The organism is Novosphingobium sp. RL4 (genome assembly GCF_035658495.1).
Lineage (GTDB): Bacteria > Pseudomonadota > Alphaproteobacteria > Sphingomonadales > Sphingomonadaceae > Novosphingobium.
On sequence record NZ_CP141945.1, the window covers coordinates 1,267,109 to 1,288,726 of the forward strand.

The window sequence follows — 21,618 nt, forward strand, 5'->3', positions numbered from 1 at the left end:
AAAAAGCGCTTTGATATCAGGCCGGAAAGAGAACCGGCCGAAGGAAAGGGAGAGAATGACACGCCATCATGAGCCGGGCATGCTGACCGGCATCTCGCTGCTGCTGCCGATCACGCTGACAACGATGGCGATCGTGCTGTTGACGCCGATCATCCCCGATCTGATGGCGCATTACCGCACGGTACCCGGACACGAATACTGGGTGCCGATGGTCCTGACGTTGCCTTCGCTCTGCGTGGCGCTGCTCTGTCCGCTCGCAGGGATGCTGGGCGACTGGTTCGGCCGGCGGCGCCTCCTGTTGGCCGCATTCCTGCTCTATGCGGTTGTTGGCGTCATGCCGGTCTTCCTGACCGACCTCACGCATATCCTGATCTCGCGCGTGGGCGTGGGGATTGCCGAAGCGCTGATCTACGTTCTTTCGACGACGATGATCGGCGACTATTACAAGGGTGCCTCGCGGGACAAATGGCTGGCGGCGCAGACCGCCTTCGCCTCGATGTCGGCGCTGCTCTTCTTCAACCTCGGCGGTATCATGGGCGAGGGTGGCTGGCGCACGCCGTTCTGGGCCTATGCCTCGGCGCTGGGGATGTTTGTCCTGGTCTGGAAGTTCACCTGGGAGCCCTCGGGGGACGGCTCCGGGGAAGAGGGCGCCGATACAGCGCCGCATAACCGCTCTTGGGAGGGGTTCCCCTGGGCAAGGATGGCGATGATCGTTGCCATTACCGTCTACGGTTCGGTGTTCTTCTATACGGTGCAGATTCAGGCACCGAGCGGGCTTGCCGAACTGGGCCTCGCCAGCCCGGCCGAGCGAGGTTTCCTGACCTCGATCGCTTCGATCGGCGTGCCGCTGGGCACCTTCCTCTATTCGCGGCTGGGCCGTAAGTGGTCTGTCGGCAGGCTGCTGCTCCTTGAATTCGCGCTGCTCTCGATGGGCTTCATGCTGATGGCCCGGTCTGGCGCGGTGCCGGGCTTTCTCGCCGGGTGCTTCGTCAACCAGGTAGGCGCGGGCCTGCTTCTGCCGACCTTGCTGGTGTGGTCCATGTCGATCCTGAAGTTCGAATTCCGTGGACGCGGAACCGGCTTCTGGCAATCGGCTTTCGCTTTCGGCCAGTTCCTTTCGCCCATCGTGGTGACCTTCGCGGGCCAGCGCACCGGGGGGCTGCTCGGCGCTTTCTCGGTGCTCTCGATAGCGGCGCTGGGCGGCGTGATCGTCGCCTTGCTGGCTGCGCGCGCGTCTCATGGCAGGAACGGAGCGATGGCGCATGGCTGAGCGTCTGAACGACAAGATCGCGGTCGTCACGGGTGCGGCGAACGGCATCGGAGAAGGCGTGGCGGACATGTTCCGCAAGGAGGGCGCCGCGGTGATCGGTGTCGACCTTTCGGGAACGGATCGGAACTGCGACCTCACTGACGAAGCGGCCACGAACGCACTATTTGCGGAAATCGGCGCTTCGTGCGGGCGCATCGACATACTTGTGAACGCGGCGGCCTTTGCGGTGTTCGGCTGGATAGAGGACCTTGGTTATGCCGACTGGCGGAAAACGCTGACCGGCGAACTCGACATCGTCTATCTGGCGACCCGCGCGGCCTGGCCGTGGCTCAGGGCAAGCGGCAGGGCCAGCATCGTCAACTTCGCCTCGGCCAATGCCCGTCATGCCCTTGAAGGTTCTCCTGCGCTGGCGCATTGTGCGGGCAAGGGAGGCGTACTGGCCATGACGCGGCAGCTCGCGATGGAAGGCGCTCCGCATGGGATCCGCGCCAACACCATCGCGCCCGGTTTCATCCGCACTGCGGCCACCGCGCGCCACCTTGAGGCGGACCCGGCCTTCGAGCAGCAGGTTCTGGCGAAGAACATGCTCAAGCGACTCGGCGAGCCCGAGGACATCGCATGGGCCGCCACCTGGCTCGCAAGCGACGAGGCCCGGTACGTCACCGCTGCAGATATCGCGATCGATGCCGGCGCCACGGGTTGGTGACAGCGGCCAGGGGCGGCTTATCGTGCCCGCCTATCGTGCCGGCGGTGTTTTCTGCCCCGAAACATCCGGACCAGTGCCCTCCGCGTTAGGGTTTGAAGCCCCCAATTGCCCGTGTCGCGCACAATTTCGGCGCCGCGAAATCGCAGGGGCCGTTTACCTCCTATATTAGCCAATAGGTAAATGTCCGGATTGCACCGCGGATTGGTGTGTCCGATAGAATTCATCCTTGCGGCCTTGTTTACCTTTCCCTAGGCCGCAAACTGTATAAGTCACTGAATTCCGATGGATAGCGCGATTGGGGTGCGATCTGTCGGGGGGGTGATTTTGGGGCATTATAGTTTGGTGGGGCATGACCGAAATTAAGCAAAAGAATCGCAAGGCCGTCGATGTGGCGGCCGGTGTTGACGCCGCTGTCGGTGGCACCGTTGCAGGCGCTGTCGCGGGTGGGGCCGTGGCTGAGCCGCAGGTGAACGGCAGTCTGCCGCTCTACCGCGAACCGCGGCCTGTACACAGCGTCACGCACGCCGATGCAGCTGTCGTCGTCGCGCCGACCGATTTCGGCTTTGCCGCTACCGCACCGATGATCCAGCTCACTGTTGATGAGTTCGAGCGCGCGGCACTCGACTATCCGATCCTGTTCTTCGGCGAAGATCGTCAGCCCTACGTCGTTACCGGCCTCGAAGCCGAGCGGAACCTTTTCGTTTCGGAAGGGCGCTATCAGGCAGGGGCCTACATTCCGGCCTACCTGCGCCGCTATCCCTTCGTCTTCGCCCGTGACGAGGGAAGCGATCGCCTGATCCTCTGCCTCGACCACGCGTCGGGCCGCGTTGCGAACAGGGGCGATGAAGATTCGGTCGTCCTTTTCGAAAAGGGCGAACCTACCGAACTGACGCTGCAGGCACTGCGCTTCTGCGAGAATTACGAAGCGGCTCAGGCACGCACCCGCGTTCTCATTGCCCTGCTGGACGAACTCGACCTGTTCGAGCCCAAGCGGGTCCATTACACGGCGCCGAATTCGACCGAGCCTAGCCTGCTGGTGGAATATGTGACCGTGAACCGCGCTCGGTTCGAGGGGCTGGATTCCGAACAGTTCCTGCGGCTGCGCGAAGCGGGAGCGCTGCCCGCGATCCATGCGCAGATCGCTTCGCAAGCGAAGTGGGACGCCCTGGCTGCCGTCGCGCGCGACACCTGACACCGACCGACCGGCACCGCCTTGCCTGCTCCCGGTGGGAGCGGGGAGGGCGGCGTTGACTCGCGTGCGCGTAATCAAACCGGAAAAAATTTCTTAACAATCTGATAAGTAAGAAATTTTTCCTCTTCATTTCTAAGTGTTGTCCCGGATTCCCCGCTGGCGATCCCGTGTCGTACAGCTGCGAAATCCCGCCCCGGGGGCGGGCCGGGCAACTTGCCGACCAGGCATCCGGGGGGCATACCTTGTACACTTCTGAACCTTTCGCTGGCCGTTCCACCGCGAGCACGGCGCAGGACCGCCCGTCCCGTTCCTGGCGTTCGAGCGCGTCCGTGGCGACGCTTGCAGCGATGATGGTATTCGGCGGTGTCCTGCCGGTTCAGGCTTCTGCCGCTCCAACCCCGACGCCATCCCCCGCGCCTGCCCCCACGCCGTCCCCGATCGTCATGCCGCCGGTCGGCGCGCAGGTCCTCAACCCGGTGACCGGCGAGTTCGAGACCGTCACCAAGCAATTGCCGCCGATGCAGGTGCAGACGGACGGCAACAACGTCATCCTGCTCGCGGACGAGGTCGGACAGACGTTCGACGTTTCGGGCACGACCTACACGGTCACCGCGGTCACCACGGATGCGGGCGGCGCCGTGACCGCGGTTTCGCTGGAAAGCTCTGCCGACAACACGATCAGCACGACTGACGCCGTCACCTCGATTGCGCCTGCCACCAATGCCACCGGCGCGGACGAGGTGCAGTTCCAGTCAGGCATCAACGACAGCATCTACCGCAAGGTCCTGCGCGGGCGGAACGGCGGCAATGGCCATATCGGCGCACTGTTCATTTCCGCGGGGGACGGTGGTTCCGGCGCCAAGGGCGATGACATCAACCAGACGATTTCGGGGTCCTATACCTCGCGGTCCAACAATCTGGCGGCCGTCATCGTGCAGAGCATCGGCGGTGACGGCGGCAAGGGCGGCAACGGCTATCTTGGTTCGGACGGCGGTTCGGGCGGCAACGCCGGCGTCGGCGGAGACGTCAACCTCGTCAGCAATGCCCAGGTCCTGACCACCGGCAGCAACAGCTACGGTATTCTCGTCAGCAGTTCGTCGGGCAAGGGCGGCGCGGGTGGTTCCGGCTTCCTGTCGGGCGGCGGTTCGGGCGGCGGGTCTCCGGGCGTAGGCGGAGACGCCACGGCCACGAACAACGGCACGGTGGCCACGCAGGGTGCGGGCTCGATCGGTATTCTCGCACAGAGCCTCGGCGGTTCGGCCGGTGACGGCGGCGGTAGCTGGGGCCTCGTCTCGTCGAGCGGCGGCGGCAGCTACGGCGGCAAGGGAGGTGACGTCCGGGTCAACCAGAACGGTGTGGTCCAGACCGAGGGCGAGGGCGCGCACGGCGTGCTCGCGGAATCCATCGGCGGTTCGGGCGGCGATGGCGGCAGCGGCGGTGGCCTGTTCGCTGACGGCAGCAACGGCGGCGCCGGCGGTCCGGGCGGCGACGCGACGATCACGGCCGGCAGCAATTCGTCCACCAAGACTTCCGGCGATTTCGCCCATGCCTTCTTCGCGCAGTCCATCGGCGGCGGCGGCGGCAACGGCGGCACCACGGTGGGTCTGGTGGCGCTCGGCAGCGCGGGCAGCCAGGGCAGCGACGCGGGCTCCGTGATCGTGAATCTTGCAGCCGGTGCCTATGCCTCGACCTCCGGCACCGGCTCTTACGCGGTGCTGGCACAGTCGGTCGGCGGCGGCGGCGGCAGCGCCGGTGTTACCGGCGGCCTCGCCGCGCTGGGCGGCTCGGGCGAAGGTGGCGGCAACGGCGGCACCGTGCTCGTGACTTCCGGCGCGACGCTTGTGACAACGGGCGAGGCGGGCAAGGGCATCTTCGCGCAGTCCATCGGCGGCGGCGGCGGCAACGCTTCGGGTTCGGGCGGCCTGGTTGCGCTGGGCGGTTCGGGCGCGGGCGGCGGTAATGGCGGTCTGGTCCAGGTTACGCAGACCTCGGCCGGCTCGGTCACGACCGGGGGAGACTGGTCCGACGCGATCTTCGCCCAGTCCGTAGGCGGCGGCGGCGGCTCGGGCTCCGGTTCGGTCGGTCTCGTCGGCCTTGGCGGATCGGGCGCCACGGGCGGCCTCGGCGGTACGGTGATCGTCGACAACGAAGGCGCACTGAAGACCACGGGCGATTACGCCCGTGGCATTTTTGCGCAGTCTGTCGGCGGCGGCGGCGGTGCAGGCGGCAATTCGACCGGCCTTGTCGGTATCGGCGGCAGCGGTTCGGGAACGAGCCCGGGCGGCAATGTCACCGTCACGAACGGCGGCTCGATCTCGACCTCCGGCGAACGTTCGATCGGCATCCAGGCCCAGTCGGTCGGCGGCGGCGGTGGTGACGGCGGTACGTCCACCGGCCTCATTTCCATCGGCGGGTCCGGCGGCGGCGGCGGTGCCGGTGGTATCGTCACCGTCACCAACAGCGGAACGATCACCACCAAGGGCGACCAGGCACTGGGCATCATCGCCCAGTCGATCGGTGGCGGCGGCGGCAATGGCGGATCGAGCACCGGCGTGCTCGCTATCGGCGGTGCGGGCGGTAACGGCGGCAAGGGCGGCAAGGTCGTCCTCAACCAGACCGGCCTCGTTTCTACTTCGGGTGACGATGCAACGGCGATCTTCGTCCAGTCGATCGGCGGCGGCGGCGGCAACGGCGGCTCGGCAGTTTCTGCAGGTCTCTTTGTCAGCGCGGCCTTCGGCGGCAAGGGCGGCGGCGGCGGTGCAGGCGGCGACATCTGCGTCAACACCAACTCTTCGTGCACCACGGCCAGCGCAAGCATGGGCTCGGCCTATATCGAAACCTTCGGAGACCGTTCGAGCGGCCTCTTCGCGCAGTCTGTCGGCGGCGGCGGCGGCAACGGCGGCTTCGCGCTCTCGGCCTCGGCGGGTCTCGGTGCCACCGCCTCGATCGCCTTTGGCGGCTCAGGCGGATCGGGTGGTTCGGGCGGTGCGGTGCGCGTGGGCCTTCAGGGCTATATCGCGACCAAGGGCGATCTTTCGGACGGCATTTTCGCCAGCTCGGTGGGCGGCGGCGGCGGTAACGGCGGCTTCTCGGTAGCGGCGGGCGCATCGCTCGGCGGATCGCTGACGATGAGCTACGGCGGCGCCGGCGGCGTGGGCGGTGCCGGTGGACTGGTCGACGTTGAAAGCGCAACGGACATCTCCACCGAAGGCGACCAGTCGCGCGGCATCTTTGCGCAGTCCGTCGGCGGCGGCGGCGGCAATGGCGCCTTCTCGGCAAGTGCCGCGATCGGCCTTGGTGCGATCACCTCGACCTTCGGCGGCGCGGGCGGCGCGGGGTCGGATGGTTCGACTGTCACGCTAGTCTCGGTCGGCACCATCTCGACCAAAGGCATCCAGTCCGACGCGATCTTCGCGGAGAGCGTTGGCGGCGGCGGCGGTAACGGCGGCTTCGCGGTCGGCCTTGCCGGCGGTGCGGCCGGCGCGGTCAGCCTCACGTTCGGCGGCGGCGGCGGCAACGGCGGATCGGGTGACGACGTCTTCGTCTCCTCGACCGGCGATCTTTCCACCGAGGGGCTCAGCTCCAACGGTATCTTTGCGCAGTCCGTCGGCGGCGGCGGCGGCAATGGCGGCTTCGCGGTTTCCGGCTCGGTCGGCGGCGCCGGCGCAATGTCCGCGGCCTTCGGCGGCAGCGGCGCGAATGGCGGCAATGGCGGCAAGGTCACGGTCGGCAGCACCGGTACGATCACGACGGTCGGCGATCTTTCCAACGGCATCCTCGCGCAGTCTGTCGGCGGCGGCGGTGGTAACGGCGGCTTCTCGGCAGCCGTTTCGGGCGGCGGCATCGGCGCGGCAGGCCTTTCGATGGGCGGCGCGGGCGCCAACGGCGGCGATGGCGACGAAGTCTCGGTCACCTCTAACGGTGGTATCTGGACGCAGGGCGCGGCCTCGGCCGGCATTCTCGCGCAGTCTGTCGGCGGCGGCGGCGGCAATGGCGGTCTCGCGATCTCCGCCAGCGGCGGCTGGGCGGGCGGTGCATCGCTCGCCTTCGGCGGGGGCGCGGGCAACGGCGGCACCGGCGGCAAGGTCACTCTGGTCAGCAACGGCAATATCCTGACCGAAGGCGACAGCTCCCAGGGCCTGTTCGCGCAGTCGGTGGGCGGTGGCGGCGGCAACGGCGGCGGTGCGATCGCTGTTGCAGGCGGCCAGGGTGGCGGCATCTCCGCGTCGTTCGGCGGTGATGGCGGCAATGGCGGCTCCTCGGGCGCAGTCAACATCGACAGCACCGGCGACATCCAGACGCTCGGCGACAATGCCGATGCGATCTTCGCGCAGTCGCTCGGCGGCGGCGGCGGCAACGGCGGTTTTGCCATTTCCGCCTCGGGCGGCCAGTTCGGCGCGGTCAGCCTCTCGATGGGCGGCACCGGCGGCCGCGGCGGCTCTTCGGGTGACGTTGGGGTCATCTCCGATGGCGACCTGACGACTTCGGGCGACTTCTCGGCTGGCGTGCGTGCGCAATCGATCGGCGGCGGCGGCGGTAACGGCGGCTTCGCGATCTCTGCGGCAGGCGCTCAGTTCGGCGCCGTTTCGCTCTCCTTCGGCGGCAACGGCGGCACGGGCGGCGCGGCAGGCAACGTAACGCTGGTCTCGACCGGCGATATCTGGACCGAGGGCAATTACTCGCAGGGGCTGTTCGCCCAGTCTGTCGGCGGCGGCGGTGGTAACGGCGGTTTCTCGGTCAGCGCTTCGGGTGCGCAATACGGCGCTGCTGCCATCGGCTTCGGCGGCAAGGGCGGCACCGGCGGTGCGGCGGGCAATGCGGACCTCACCAATACCGGCGACATCGTCACCCTGGGTGATTTCAGCGCGGGCGCGCAGGTCCAGTCGATCGGGGGCGGCGGCGGCAACGGCGGCTGGAGCGTCAGCGCGGCAGGCGGCCAGTATGGCGCTGTCGCGATCGGCTTCGGCGGCAGCGGCGGCGCGGGCGGTACGGCGGGCGATGTTACGCTCACTTCGACCGGCCAGATCGCCACGACCGGGGACCAGTCGAGCGGCCTCGTGGCGCAGTCCATCGGCGGCGGCGGCGGCAATGGCGGCTTCTCCGCCAGCGTTGCGGGCGCCCAGTACGGCGCGGCGGCGCTCTCGTTCGGCGGCACCGGCGGCACGGGTAACGACGCGGGAACGGTTACGCTGGCCAACACCGGCGACATCTACACCGAAGGCACGCTTTCGAACGGCATCTTCGCGCAATCCGTGGGCGGCGGCGGCGGCAACGGCGGATTCTCCGTCGCGGTCGCGGGCGCGCAATATGCCTCGGCGGCGCTGGCGCTGGGCGGATCGGGCGGATCGGGCGGTGCGGGCAAGGCGGTCTCGGTCGTCTCGACCGGCAACATCACCACGCTGGGCGATCAGGCGGACGGCATTCTGGCGCAGTCGATCGGCGGCGGCGGCGGTAATGGCGGCTTCGCCATTTCCGGCACCCTGACCGCCAGCAGTGACGGCGTTTCGGCCTCGGTCGCGATCGGCGGCAAGGGCGGCTCCGGCGGCGAGGCGGGCGACGTTTCGCTCGTCAGCACCGGCGACATTTCGACGAGCGGCGCCAGTTCGGTCGGCCTCTTCGCCCAGTCGGTGGGCGGCGGCGGCGGCAATGGCGGTTTCGCGGGCGCGCTTTCGCTGTCGGTGGGCAATGCCGTGGCCGTGGGCATCGGCGGTTCGGGCGGCACCGGCAATACGGCGGGCAACGTTTCGCTGGGATCAACCGGCAACGTTTCCACCACGGGCAACCTCGCGGCGGGCATCCAGGCCCAGTCGATCGGCGGCGGCGGCGGTAACGGCGGCTTCAGCTTGACCGCCTCGGCCACGGTCGAGGGTCAGTCCATCGGCAACAGCAGCGGTGGCACCGGCGGCAGCGGCGGTCTGGCCGGCAATGTCGACGTGACCAGCCTTGGAACCGTGCAGACCACGGGCGAACTGGCTAACGGCATCTTCGCGCAATCGGTCGGCGGCGGCGGCGGCAATGGCGGCTTCTCGGTTTCCGCCAGCCTTTCGGCCAAGGGCGATTCCGATACGCAGAGCGTTGGCGGCAATGGCGGTACCGGCAACGATGCGGGCATGGTCAGCGTCTCGGCCACGGCCGGTGCCAATGCGGCCATCGAAGGCTATTCGGTCGTCACATCGGGAACGGGTTCGAACGGTATCCTTGCCCAGTCTGTTGGCGGCGGCGGCGGCTCCGGCGGTTTCTCGGTCGGCGGGGCGTTCTCGGGTGAAGGCGATGCCGCCTCCAACCAGGTTGGCGGCAGCGGCGGCGCGGGCGGTAACGCCTCGACCGTCGATGTCGTCAATGTCGGCAAGATCCAGACCACCGGCAATATCGCCAACGGCATCTTCGCGCAGTCGGTTGGCGGTGGCGGCGGCAACGGCGGCTTCTCGGTCGGCGCCGGTGTTTCGATCAAGGGCGATGCGGAATCAAGCGTCGGCGGCGGTGAAGGCGGCGCGGCGGGCAATTCCGACGATGTCAGCGTAGACACTACCGGTTCGATCTACACCGAAGGCGCGGCGTCCAACGGCGTGCTTGCCCAGTCGGTCGGCGGCGGCGGCGGCACCGGCGGTTTCTCGGTCAGCGCGGGCTTCAGCGCGGAAGGCGATTCCACCAGCGACAGCGTTGGCGGTGGCGGCGGTTCGGGCGGCAACGCCGGCAACGTCACGGTCGTGGCGCGTGAGGGCATCACCACCAAGGGTGACGGTTCCAACGGCGTCTTCGCGCAGTCAGTTGGCGGCGGCGGCGGCTCGGGCGGCTTTGCCGTGGGCCTCGGCGTTTCGCTGAAGGGCGATGCGGAATCGAACGTTGGCGGCGGCGAGGGTTCGCTGGGCGGCACGGCGGGCGACGTTTCGGTCACCACCGAAGGCACGATCTGGACCGAAGGCGCAGCGGCAGCGGGCATCTTTGCGCAGTCGGTCGGCGGTGGCGGCGGCAACGGCGGCTTCTCGGTCGGCGCGGGCTTCTCCAGCGAGGGCGGTTCGTCCTCCACCAGCGTCGGCGGGGCCGGCGCGGGCGGCGCGACGGCGGGCAACGTCACCGTCCATGCCGATAGCGACATCCAGACCAAGGGCACCGGATCGAACGGCATCCTCGCCCAGTCGATCGGCGGCGGCGGTGGTAACGGCGGCTTCGCCGTGGGCCTTGGCGTCTCGATCAAGGGCGACGCCGAATCCTCGGTCGGCGGCGGCGGCGCGGGCACCGGCTCGAATGCCGGCGATGTAACCGTGACCGGCACTGGCACGATCGTCACTCTGGGCGATCAGGCCAACGGCGTCTTCGCGCAGTCTGTCGGCGGCGGCGGCGGCAACGGCGGCTTCTCGGTCGGCGCGGGCCTCAGCCTTGACGGCGAGGCGACCAGCGACAGCGTCGGCGGCTCTGGCGGCGGCGGCGGCAGCGCCGGCACCGTCACGGTGGACCGCGTGGGCGACATCGGCACCAGCGGCGCCAATTCGAACGGAATCCTGGCCCAATCGGTGGGCGGCGGCGGCGGCAACGGCGGCTTCGCCGTGGGCCTTGGCGCCTCCATGAAGGGCGATGCGACCTCCAGCGTGGGCGGCGGCGAAGGCGGCACGGCCGGTGACGGCGCGGACGTGTTCGTGTCCGACGTGGGAACGATCGTCACCAGCGGCACCAACTCGAACGGCATCTTTGCGCAGTCCGTGGGCGGCGGCGGCGGTTCGGGCGGCTTCTCGGTCGGCGCGGGCTTCAGCCTCGAAGGCGGGGCGACCAGCACCAGCGTCGGCGGTTCGGCCGGCGCGGGCGGTAGCGCGGGCACGGTTTCCGTCAGCCATGACGGCGATATCCAGACCACGGGCGCATCGGCCAACGGCATCTTTGCGCAGTCCGTGGGCGGCGGCGGCGGTGTCGGCGGCTTTGCCGTGGGCCTTGGCGCGTCGATGGATTCGGACGCCAAGTCCAGCGTCGGCGGCGGCGCGGGCGGCGCGGCCGGTTCGGCTTCGGACGTTACCGTAGACCAGACCGGTACCATCATAACCTCGGGCGCGGCGGCCAATGGCGTGCTGGCCCAGTCCATCGGCGGCGGCGGCGGCGTCGGCGGATTCTCGGTCTCGGCGGCCTTGTCCTCCTCGGGCGGTGCGGCTTCGGATTCGACCGGCGGTTCCGGCGGTTCCTCGGGTGATGCCGGGTCGGTCAGCGTGTCGGTCGATGGCGATATCCAGACCGACGGTGCGCAGGCGCGCGGCGTGGTTGCCCAGTCCATCGGCGGCGGCGGCGGCTCGGGCGGCTTCGCGGTTGGCGCGGCTGCATCAATCGAAGGCGATGCGGAATCGGCGACCGGCGGCGGTGCCGGTGGCTCCTCGGGCAACGCAGGGGACGTCAGCGTCGATGTGAACGGCAATGTCGTCACCAAGGGGGCGGCATCCGTAGCGCTGCTCGCGCAGTCGATTGGTGGCGGCGGCGGCGCGGGCGGCTTTGCGGTGGGCGCGGCGCTGTCCAGCAGCGGCGGCGCCACGGCGGAGTCGACCGGCGGCGACGGCGGCTCGGCAGGCGATGCGGGCGACGTTTCCGTCACGCACACGGGCGGTATCGAGACTTTCGGCGCGCAATCGGGCGCGATCCTGGCGCAGTCCATCGGCGGCGGCGGCGGTTCGGGCGGCTTCTCGGTCGGCGGCGCGCTGAGCGTTGAGGGCGAGGCGAACTCCACCATCGGCGGCGGCGCGGGCGGTTCGGCAGGCAATGCCGGCACCGTGGACGTGGCCAACACCGGCGACATCTATACTCACGGCGCCAACTCCACCGGCATTGTCGCCCAGTCGATCGGCGGCGGCGGCGGAAACGGCGGCTTCTCGGTCTCGGCAGGTCTTGCTCTTTCGGGCGCGGATGCGGTTTCCAGCTCTACCGGCGGCGCGGGTGGTTCGTCCGGCTCGGCCGACGACGTGTCCGTGACCTCCATTGGCAATATCAAGGTCGAGGGCGATCACAGCCGCGGCATCGTGGCGCAGTCGATCGGCGGCGGCGGCGGTACCGGCGGCTTCTCGGTTTCCGGCGCCATTGCCACCAAGGGTGCGGGCGCGTCCGACAGTGTCGGCGGCGCTGGCGGCGCCGGTAATGCGGCGGGCAATGTCACTGTCGTTTCTCAGGGTCAGATCCTGACGGCAGGCGATGCCACCAATGCGGTTCTGGCTCAGTCCATCGGCGGCGGCGGCGGCGCGGGCGGCTTCTCGGGCAGCCTTGCGGCAGCGCTGGGCGGCGGTTCGGCGGTCAGCTCGGTTGGCGGCGCGGGCGGCATCGGTTCCGATGCGGGCAACGTGGATCTGACGCTGAGCGGCGCGCTCGGCACGCTGGGCAATGGCTCGGCAGCGGTCGTTGCGCAGTCCATCGGCGGCGGCGGCGGCGTGGGCGGTTTCTCGCTCGGCCTTGCGGCGGCTTCCAACGGCGAAGGCGCCAGCGCGGTCACCGGCGGCTCGGGCGGCGATGGCGGCGTCGGCGGCAATGTTCTCGTTTCCACCAGCGCACTCATCCAGACCCACGGTGCGCTTTCCGATGGCGTTCTGGCGCAGTCGATCGGCGGCGGCGGCGGCTCGGGCGGCTTCGCCGTAGCCGGTACGCTGGCGCTCGGCGAGAAGGCGGCTTCCAGTGCCACGGGCGGTGCTGGCGGTTCCGGTCAGGATGCCGGCCTGGTCACCGTGCAGAACACCGGCGATATCTACACCTTCGGTGCATCGTCCAATGGCGTGGTTGCCCAGTCGATCGGCGGCGGCGGCGGAAACGGCGGCTTCGCCGGCTCGCTGACGATTTCGTCGACTTCGGAAGCCGTGACCAACAGCCTCGGCGGTTCGGGCGGCGTTGGTGGCAATGCCGGTGCGGTCAAGGTCGTGACCACCGGCGATATCCAGGTCCTGGGCGATCGCTCGATGGCTATCGTCGCGCAGTCGATCGGCGGCGGCGGCGGCTCGGCCGGCTTCTCGCTGGGTGCCTCTGCCTCGCAGGCCGCTTCGGCAAGCGACGCGGTCGGCGGCTCGGGCGGCGCAGGCGGTGACGGCGGCACGGTCGAAGTCGCCAACGGCTCGACCGGCACGGTCGTGACTACCGGCAACTTCGGCTACGCGATCCTTGCGCAGTCGATCGGCGGCGGCGGCGGTTCGGGCGGGTTCGCCACGGGCGGCGCGCTCTCGCTGTCCGAAGGCGCAAGTTCCTCGGTCGGCGGCGGAGCCGGCGGCGCGGCGGGTGATGGCGGCAATGTCGGCGTCAACAACTACAGCCTGATCCAGACCAGCGGCGACGGCGCCGTGGCGGTCTTCGCGCAGTCGATCGGCGGCGGTGGCGGCTCGGGCGGCTTTGCGGTCGGCGCGGGCCTTGCCGGCGGCAGCGACAGCACGCTTTCCAATGCCATCGGCGGCGGTGCGGGCACTGGCGGTTCGGCGGGCACGGTCTCGCTCTATAACGACGGTACAATCCTGACGCAGGGCGCCAACGCAACGGCGGTGCTGATGCAGTCCATCGGCGGCGGTGGCGGCAACGGCGCCTTCGCGGTCAGCGGCGCGCTGGCCAAGGGCGGCGCGGCGAACAGCTCCATCGGCGGAGACGGCGGCACGGCCGGTTCGGCGGGCGACGTCACGCTGGTCAACACGGCGAACGCCACGATCGTCACCGAAGGCGCGATGTCCATCGCCATCCAGGCGCAGTCGATCGGTGGCGGCGGCGGTTCGGGCGGCTTCTCGGTCGGCGCGGGCCTTGCCCTTGAAGGCGATGCCAGCTCGACCGTGGGCGCGGGATCGGGCGGCGCGGGCGGTTCGGCCGGCGTGGTTTCGATCAATAACGCGGGCGATATCGGCACGCGCGGCGATGGCTCGCTGGCGGTGCTGGCACAGTCGATCGGCGGCGGCGGCGGTTCGGGCGGCTTTGCCGTCTCGGGCGGCCTCAGCGTGCAGGGCGGCGCTGCCAGCAATGCCGTGGGCGGACAAGGCGCGGGCGGCGGTGACGGCGGCCTCGTTTCGGTCACCAGCAGCGGCACGATCCAGACGCTGGGCGCCAATGCAACCGCGATCCTGGCCCAGTCGGTGGGCGGCGGCGGCGGCGCAGGCGGGTTCTCCGCCGGTGTGGCAGCGGCCAGCGCCGATGCGGCATCCAACCTCGTCGGCGGCAGCGGCGGCGCGGCAGGTGCGGGCGGTGACGTCACGATCGCCAATAACGGCGGCACGATCACCACCGATGGCGACTTGTCCTACGCGGTCTATGCGCAGTCTGTCGGCGGCGGCGGCGGTTCGGGCGGCTTTGCGGCCGGCGCGGGTCTCAGCCTCGAAGGCGATGCGGAATCCGCCGTGGGCGGCGGCAGCGGTGGCGGCGGCGGCGCAGGCGGCCTCGTCAGCCTCGACAACACCGGCACGATTGCAACCAAGGGTGCAGGCTCGGTCGCGGTCTTCGCACAGTCCGTGGGCGGCGGCGGCGGTGCCGGCGGCTTCGCGGTGGGCGCTGGCCTGACCGCACAAGGCGGCTCTGCTTCGGACAGCGTTGGCGGTTCGGGCGGTGCTGGCGGTGCTGGCGGCGTGGTCTCGATCACGACCGATGGCCTGGTCCAGACGGAAGGCGCCAATGCGACTGCGATCTTCGCGCAGTCTGTCGGCGGCGGCGGCGGCAAGGGCGGCTTTGCCGTGGGTGCCTCTGCATCGAAGGCAGACAGCGCCTCGACCGTGGTCGGCGGCAGCGGCGGCGCGGGCGGTGACGGCGGCGAAGTCTCCGTGGCCAATGGCGCGGACGGCGCGGTCGTCACGCTGGGCACGCTGTCTTACGCGGTCTTCGCGCAGTCGGTCGGCGGCGGCGGCGGTCAGGGCGGATTCTCGGCTGGCGGAGCGCTGAGCCTTGAGGGCGATGCGAATTCGTCGGTCGGCGCGGGCCTTGGTGCCGGCGGTGGCATCGGCGGCGTTGTTTCGCTGAGCAATGCGGGCAAGATCGGTACGGCCGGAGACGGCTCCATCGCAGTCTTCGCCCAGTCCGTGGGCGGCGGCGGCGGCGCCGGCGGCTTCGCGGCGGGCGGCGGCCTCACCATCGAGGGCGGCGCGGCGTCCAACTCGGTTGGCGGCGCAGGCGGAGCGGGCGGTGCCGGCGGCGTGGTTTCGCTGGTCAACACCGGCTCGATCCGTACCGAGGGCGCCAATGCCATGGCGGTCTATGCCCAGTCGGTGGGCGGCGGCGGCGGTGCCGGCGGCTTCTCGGTCGGCGCCAGCGCTTCGAAGGCGGACAGCGCCTCGAACACGGTTGGCGGCAGCGGCGGCGCCGGCGGTGACGGCGGCGAAGTTTCCATCGACAACGGCGCCGGTGGTTCGATCACCACGCTGGGAGACTTCTCCTACGCGGTCTTCGCGCAGTCGGTCGGCGGTGGCGGCGGTTCGGGCGCATTTGCGGCCGGCGGCGCGCTCAGCCTTGAAGGCGACGTGGAATCCAGCGTCGGCGGCGGTTCGGGCAGCGGCGGCGGTATCGGCGGCAATGTCACGCTGACCAGTATCGGCGCGATCCAGACGGCGGGTGAGGGCGCGATTGCGGTCTTTGCCCAGTCCATCGGCGGCGGCGGCGGTGCCGGCGGCTTCGCAGCGGGCGGCGGCCTCTCGGCCGAGGGCGGCGCGACTTCCAACACGGTTGGCGGTTCGGGCGGCGCAGGCGGTTCGGGCGGTACGATCACGCTGGAGAACGGCGGATCGATCCTGACGCTGGGCAGCAATGCGACCGCGCTCTTCGCGCAGTCCGTAGGCGGCGGCGGCGGTGTCGCCGGCTTCTCGACCGGCGGCGCCGCTTCGCAGGCCGGTGCGGTTTCGCAGACGGTTGGCGGAGACGGCGGCTCGGCAGGCGATGGCGGTGACATCACCGTCAGCAATGCAGTCGGCGGCAAGATCGAAACCGACGGCGCCATTGCCTACGGCGTATTCGCGCAGTCTGTCGGCGGCGGCGGCGGTGCAGGCGGCTTTGCGGCCGGCGGCGCGCTGGCGCTGGGCGATGACGTGGAGAACGGCGTCGGTGGCGGCATCGGCGGTGCTGGCGGCCTTGGCGGCACGATTGCGATCGGCAACGCAGGCCAGGTCGTAACGCTGGGCGACGCCTCGATCGCGATCTTCGCGCAGTCTGTCGGCGGCGGCGGCGGTGCAGGTGCCTTCGCGGCAGGCGGCGGTCTTTCGGCCGAGGGCGCTTCGGCCAGTTCGTCGGTCGGCGGAGCCGGCGGCGATGGCGGCGCGGGCGGCAATATCACTGTCTCCAACAGCGGCCTCGTGGCGACTGCTGGGGATCAGGCGGTGGCGATCCTTGCCCAGTCGGTCGGCGGAGGCGGCGGTGTCGGCGGCTTTGCCGTCGGCGGCGCGGCCTCGCAGCTCGATGCCATGTCCGACACGATCGGCGGCAGCGGCGGTGCAGGCGGTATCGGCGGTGACATTACTGTCCAGACCAGCGGCGCGGTCTATACCGAGGGCGCCTTCGCCTACGGTGTCCAGGCGCAGTCCATCGGCGGCGGCGGCGGTAACGGTGGCTTCGCAGCCGGTGCGACCGTGGCGCTCACTGGCGATGCGCAGTCGACCATCGGCGGCGGAACCGGCGGTGGCGGCGGCCTTGGCGGCGCGATCACGCTGACCAACAGCGGCACCATCGAAACGCTGGGTGCCGGGGCCGTTGCGGTCTTCGCGCAGTCCATCGGTGGCGGCGGCGGTGCCGGCGGCTTTGCGGGCGGTCTCACCGGATCGGGCGATGGTGCCTTCGGTTCGACCATCGGCGGCGCCGGCGGCGATGCCAGCCAGGGCGGTGACATTGCCGTCAGCAACAGCGGCCAGATCCATGCGGCCGGTGCCAATGCGGCAGGCGTCTTCGCCCAGTCCGTGGGCGGCGGCGGCGGTGTCGGCGGCTTTTCGCTGGCGGCGAGCGGCGCGGTTTCCAGCCTTTCCAACACGCTTGGCGGTTCTGGCGGAGCCGGTGGTGATGGCGGCGCGATCAGCGTCACCAATGCCGCGGGCGCGACCATCGTGGTCGATGGCGATCTGTCATACGGCGTCTTCGCGCAGTCCATCGGTGGTGGCGGCGGTTCCGGCGGCTTCGCGGTCGACGGCACCATCGCCACCGGCGGCGCGGTCAATTCGACCCTCGGCGCTGGTTCTGGCGGCGGTGGCGGCAATGGCGGCGCGATCACGCTGACCAATGCCGGCAACGTGCTGGCGCAGGGCGCGGGCTCGGTTGCGGTCTTCGGCCAGTCGGTCGGCGGTGGCGGCGGTTCGGGCGGCTTCGCGGGCGGGCTCTCCGTCGGCGTGGGCGGCGCGATCAGCCAGTCCATCGGCGGCGCAGGTGCCGGCGGCGGCAATGGCGGCGATATCGCGGTGTCCAACAGCGGCGTGATCCAGACGCTCGAAGCCAACTCGATCGGCGTCTTCGCGCAGTCGATCGGCGGCGGCGGCGGCCTTGGCGGCATGTCCATCTCGGGCTCGCTCAGCACCGGCAGCTCCACCACGACGAGCCTTGGCGGTTCGGGCGGCGCCGGCGGTGACGGCGGCACGATCACGGTCAGCAACAGCGGCGTGATCGATGCCAAGGGCGATCTGTCCTATGGTGTCTTCGCGCAGTCGATCGGCGGCGGCGGCGGTACGGCGGGCATGGTCGTTTCCGGCACGCTCAGCACGGGCCTTGGCGGCATGACCTCCGCGCTCGGCGGCACCGGCGGTGCAGGCGGCAACGGCGGTGACATCACCGTTACCAATACCGGCTCGATCCTTGTGGAAGGTGCGGCTTCGGTCGGCATTCTGGCGCAGTCGATCGGCGGTGGCGGCGGTGCGGGTGGCTTTACCGGTTCGCTGGCGGTCACGGGCGGTTCGCTGAACACGCAAGTGGGCGCAACCGGCGGCGCTGGCGGCGATGGCGGCGACGTTACCGTTACCTCGACCGGCAGCATCGTGACGCTGGCGGACGACTCCATCGCCGTGCTCGCCCAGTCCATCGCGGGCGGCGGCGGCCAGTCTGCTTATGCCATCACGGCGCAGGCGGGTGCCTTCGACGGTGTGAACCTCAACCTTGGCGCTCAGGGCGAAGGGATCAGCGGCCGGCAGGGGCAGGTCGTGGTCAACCTCTCGGGCGGCGTGCTCCAGACGGCAGGCGCGCTCTCTTACGGGTTGCTGGCCCAGGCCATCGGCGCGGGCGGCGGTAACGTCGCGCTCTCCGTGCCCGATCCGCTGGAAGTCGGGTCGAACGGCCTGACCCTGCAACTGGGCAGCACCGGCGGCGTGGCGGGTGACGGCAACGTCATCGACGTGACCAATGCGAACGAGGTTTACACCAAGGGCGCGGGCGCCGTCGGTTTCGCGGCGCAGTCCATTGGCGGCGGCGGCGGCACCGAGGGTGTCACCGGCGACGTGGTGCTGGGCAGCGGCGATGCGGTCTGGGCGATCAATGTCGGCGGCAGCGGAGATTCCGCCGGTTCGGGCGCGGCGATCACCATCGCCAACAGCGCGACCATCGTCACCGAGGGCGACGGGGCCATCGGCCTGCTCGCACAGTCGGTTGGCGGCGGCGGCGGCCTTGGCACGATGGCGCTCGGCCTTGCCGATGGTTCGCTTTCGGGCGCTTCGCTGAACCTCGGCGGCTCGCAGACCACGGCGGGCAATGGCGGGGACGTGACCTTCACGACCTCGACCGGCGCCATCGGCACTTCGGGCAACCTCGCCTCGGCGCTGGTCGTCCAGTCGATCGGCGGCGGCGGCGGCGTGGCCAGCCTGTCTTCCATGGAAGGCGGCGCGCTGGGCGACATCACCCTTGCAGCCGGATCGACCGGCGGTGCGGGCGGTGACGGCGGCAACATCGTGCTCGACCAGAAGGCGGATGTCGTCACCAGCGGCACCGGCGCCAACGCGGTTCTCGTGCAGTCCATCGGCGGCGGCGGCGGTCTTGCCACGCTCGATAATACCGGCGGCACCGGCACGGTCACGAATGTGGACCTTGGCGGCGCGGCGAGCGGCTCGGGCGGCAACATCGACTTCACTCTCGATGGCCGTGTCCAGACTACTGGCGCAGGTGCGGCGGGTGTCGTCGTGCAGTCGATCGGTGGTGGCGGCGGCTATGTCAGCGCCGTGGGCGCCGATGCCGATGGCACGCTGACGCTCGGCACTTCGAACGGTGCAACCGGCAACGGCGGTAACGTGTCGGTGGCGATCAACAAGACGATCACCACCACCGGTGCCGGTTCGACCGCACTTCTGGTGCAGTCGATCGGTGGCGGCGGCGGTGCGGCCTCGATCGTTGGCGCTGACGGCAAGGTGCAGACGCTCGACGTGGTGGATGCCGGTGCGGCAAGCCCGCTGCGCATGGCACGCCTGATGTCGGTGGCCGCGGGTTCGGTGGATGCCGGTACGGTAGACGTGACGGTAGACGCAGCGATCCGCACCAGCGGGGCCAATGCCAATGGCGTGGTCGTTCAGTCGGTCGGCGGCGGCGGCGGCGCGGTAGGCTCGGAAACGAGCGTGCTCGGCGGTTCCGGCGCGGGCAATGCGGTGAACCTCACCGTCAATGCCGATGTCGTGACCACGGGGGCCGGTTCGAGCGCGCTTGTCGCGCAAAGCACCGGCGGCCTCGGGGGTGGCGCGATCATGCTCGACATCGGCGATGTCTATGTCGTCGGCGGTCTGGGCGGCCATGCCGTCTCGCTGCTTGGCGGCGCCGACAACACCGTAACCAATGCCGGCACGCTCCAGACCATGGACGGGCAGGAAGGCCTGGTGATCTACGCGGAGGGCGGCAACAACACGATCGTCAACTCGGGCACCATCGTCGGCTCGATCGATCTCGGCGAAGGCTTCAACAGCTTCACCAACGTCGATGGCGGCATCTTCCTGGCCGGTTCGCTGGTCAACGTCGGTTCGGGTACGTTCGTGAACGCGGGCATCCTCAATCCGGGTGGTGGCGGCGTCGTGTCGCAGCTTGCGGTGAGCGGCGGCCTGACCCTGACGGCGCAGAGCGAGTACAACCTCGACCTCGACTTCAGGACCAACACGGCCGACAAGGTCGTCGTCTCCGGCGCTGCGGCGCTCAACGGGCGCGTGACGACGAACCTGCTGAACCTCGGTTACGCCAAGAGCGGCGTCAACGAGGCGGTGATCCTGGAGGCAGCCGGCGGTATCACCGGACAGGATGCGGTCGAACTGGTCGCTCCGACTTCGGCGGTGGCGAGCTTCAGCCTCGGCTATCCTTCGATCAACGAGCAGTCGATCCGCTACACGATCGAGTTCGCTCCGACCGGGCTGACCCAGCGTCAGGCCGTGATCGGCAACGTGCTCGACCGTATCCAGGAAACGCCGACCGACGCCTTCGCACCGACAGCCGCGGCGATCATCTCGATCCCGACGGTTGGCGCGCTGGGCACGGTTTACGACAGCCTGACCGGTGAAGGCGTCACCGCGGCGCAGAGCGCGGCGTTGTCCGCGATCGGCAACAACCATGACGTCATCGACAGCCAGATCGTCAGCCGCGTCGGGACTTTTGCGTCGGCCTGGCGCAAGGAACCGCTGGGCAATCTCTGGATGGCGATCCAGGGCGGCCGCCAGCGTCTCGACGGCACCGATGGGGCGCACGATACGCGCACCAGCGGTTACGTCATCCAGGGCGGATGGGACTATCGCCCGGACGCGCGCAGCGTGATCGGCGCCACCTTCGGCTACGATCCGCAGAGCTTCTCGGTTCCGGGCGTGAGCACCTCGGGCAAGGCGAAGGTCTATACCTTCGGTGCCTATGCGGGCTTCCATCCAGGCGCTTGGACGATCAGCGCGGACCTGCTGCACAGTTCTGCCGACACGACGTACCTGCGTGACATGTGGCTCTATGCCGACGGCAATGTGCAGGCGCATGGCGACTTCACCATGCACGCCTGGTCGGGCCGGGCGCAGGTCGCGCGTCAGTTCGGCCAGGGCAACCTGGTGTTCCAGCCCTTCGGTGCGCTCGAGGTTACCCGGCTTTCGCTGCCGGCCTATGTCGAGCACCAGGCCGATGGCGAGGCGGCGACCCTTGGTCTCGCCTTCTTCGGCAAGGACTGGACCCGTGCGCGCAGTCTGCTCGGCGCCAATGTTGCTGGCCGCATAGACCTGCCGAAAGGCAAGGCGCTGGTTACGACGCTGCGTGCAGCCTGGGTGCATGACTTCGACACCGAACGCTCGGTCACCGCGGCCTTCGCCGGGGCGCAGGACTACCGCTTCACCGCCGCAGGCGCGGAAGCGGTGGGCGACAGCGGCCGGATTGACCTGCGTTCCACCCTGCAGATGCGCAAGGTGGACCTGCAGTTCAGCGTCGGGGCCAACCTCGGCAAGGGCTACAGCGACCTGACCGCCATGGCGGGCATCCGGTTCCACTTGTGATCCCGATGTCCCTCACGGCCACCAACCCTCTTTCCAGCTTCCCCTCGATTTCGGGCAGGTCCGCGCGGACCTGCCCCACAGAATTGCGCTAACA

The 21,618-nt window shown here is 69.7% G+C and carries 4 protein-coding genes; all 4 read left to right on the top strand.

Features of this window, described 5'->3' with window-relative positions:
* Positions 1 to 55 precede the first annotated feature (55 nt).
* The 4 genes from U9J33_RS22650 to U9J33_RS22665 all read left to right on the top strand — a co-directional run bounded on the left by U9J33_RS22650 (position 56) and on the right by U9J33_RS22665 (position 21,524).
* Entirely contained in the window at positions 56 to 1,270 is a 1,215-nt protein-coding gene (locus U9J33_RS22650) for an MFS transporter (RefSeq protein WP_324699234.1), read from the top strand.
* Entirely contained in the window at positions 1,263 to 1,976 is a 714-nt protein-coding gene (locus U9J33_RS22655) for an SDR family NAD(P)-dependent oxidoreductase (RefSeq protein WP_082370216.1), read from the top strand. The genes U9J33_RS22650 and U9J33_RS22655 overlap by 8 nt, the downstream gene beginning before the upstream one ends.
* A 349-nt stretch (positions 1,977 to 2,325) precedes the next feature.
* Positions 2,326 to 3,168 (top strand): SapC family protein, encoded by an 843-nt coding sequence (locus tag U9J33_RS22660; RefSeq protein WP_324699235.1) that lies wholly within the window; start codon positions 2,326 to 2,328, stop codon positions 3,166 to 3,168.
* A 242-nt stretch (positions 3,169 to 3,410) separates the two neighbouring features.
* Complete coding sequence (locus U9J33_RS22665) at positions 3,411 to 21,524, top strand: autotransporter outer membrane beta-barrel domain-containing protein (RefSeq protein ID WP_324699236.1); 18,114 nt, start codon at positions 3,411 to 3,413, stop codon at positions 21,522 to 21,524.
* Positions 21,525 to 21,618 lie beyond the last annotated feature (94 nt).

Bases quoted from the DNA above. Each gene is read 5' to 3' on its own strand.
- U9J33_RS22650 (WP_324699234.1), top strand. From the start codon at position 56: ATGACACGCCATCATGAGCCGGGCATGCTGACCGGCATCTCGCTGCTG.
- U9J33_RS22655 (WP_082370216.1), top strand. From the start codon at position 1,263: ATGGCTGAGCGTCTGAACGACAAGATCGCGGTCGTCACGGGTGCGGCG.
- U9J33_RS22660 (WP_324699235.1), top strand. From the start codon at position 2,326: ATGACCGAAATTAAGCAAAAGAATCGCAAGGCCGTCGATGTGGCGGCC.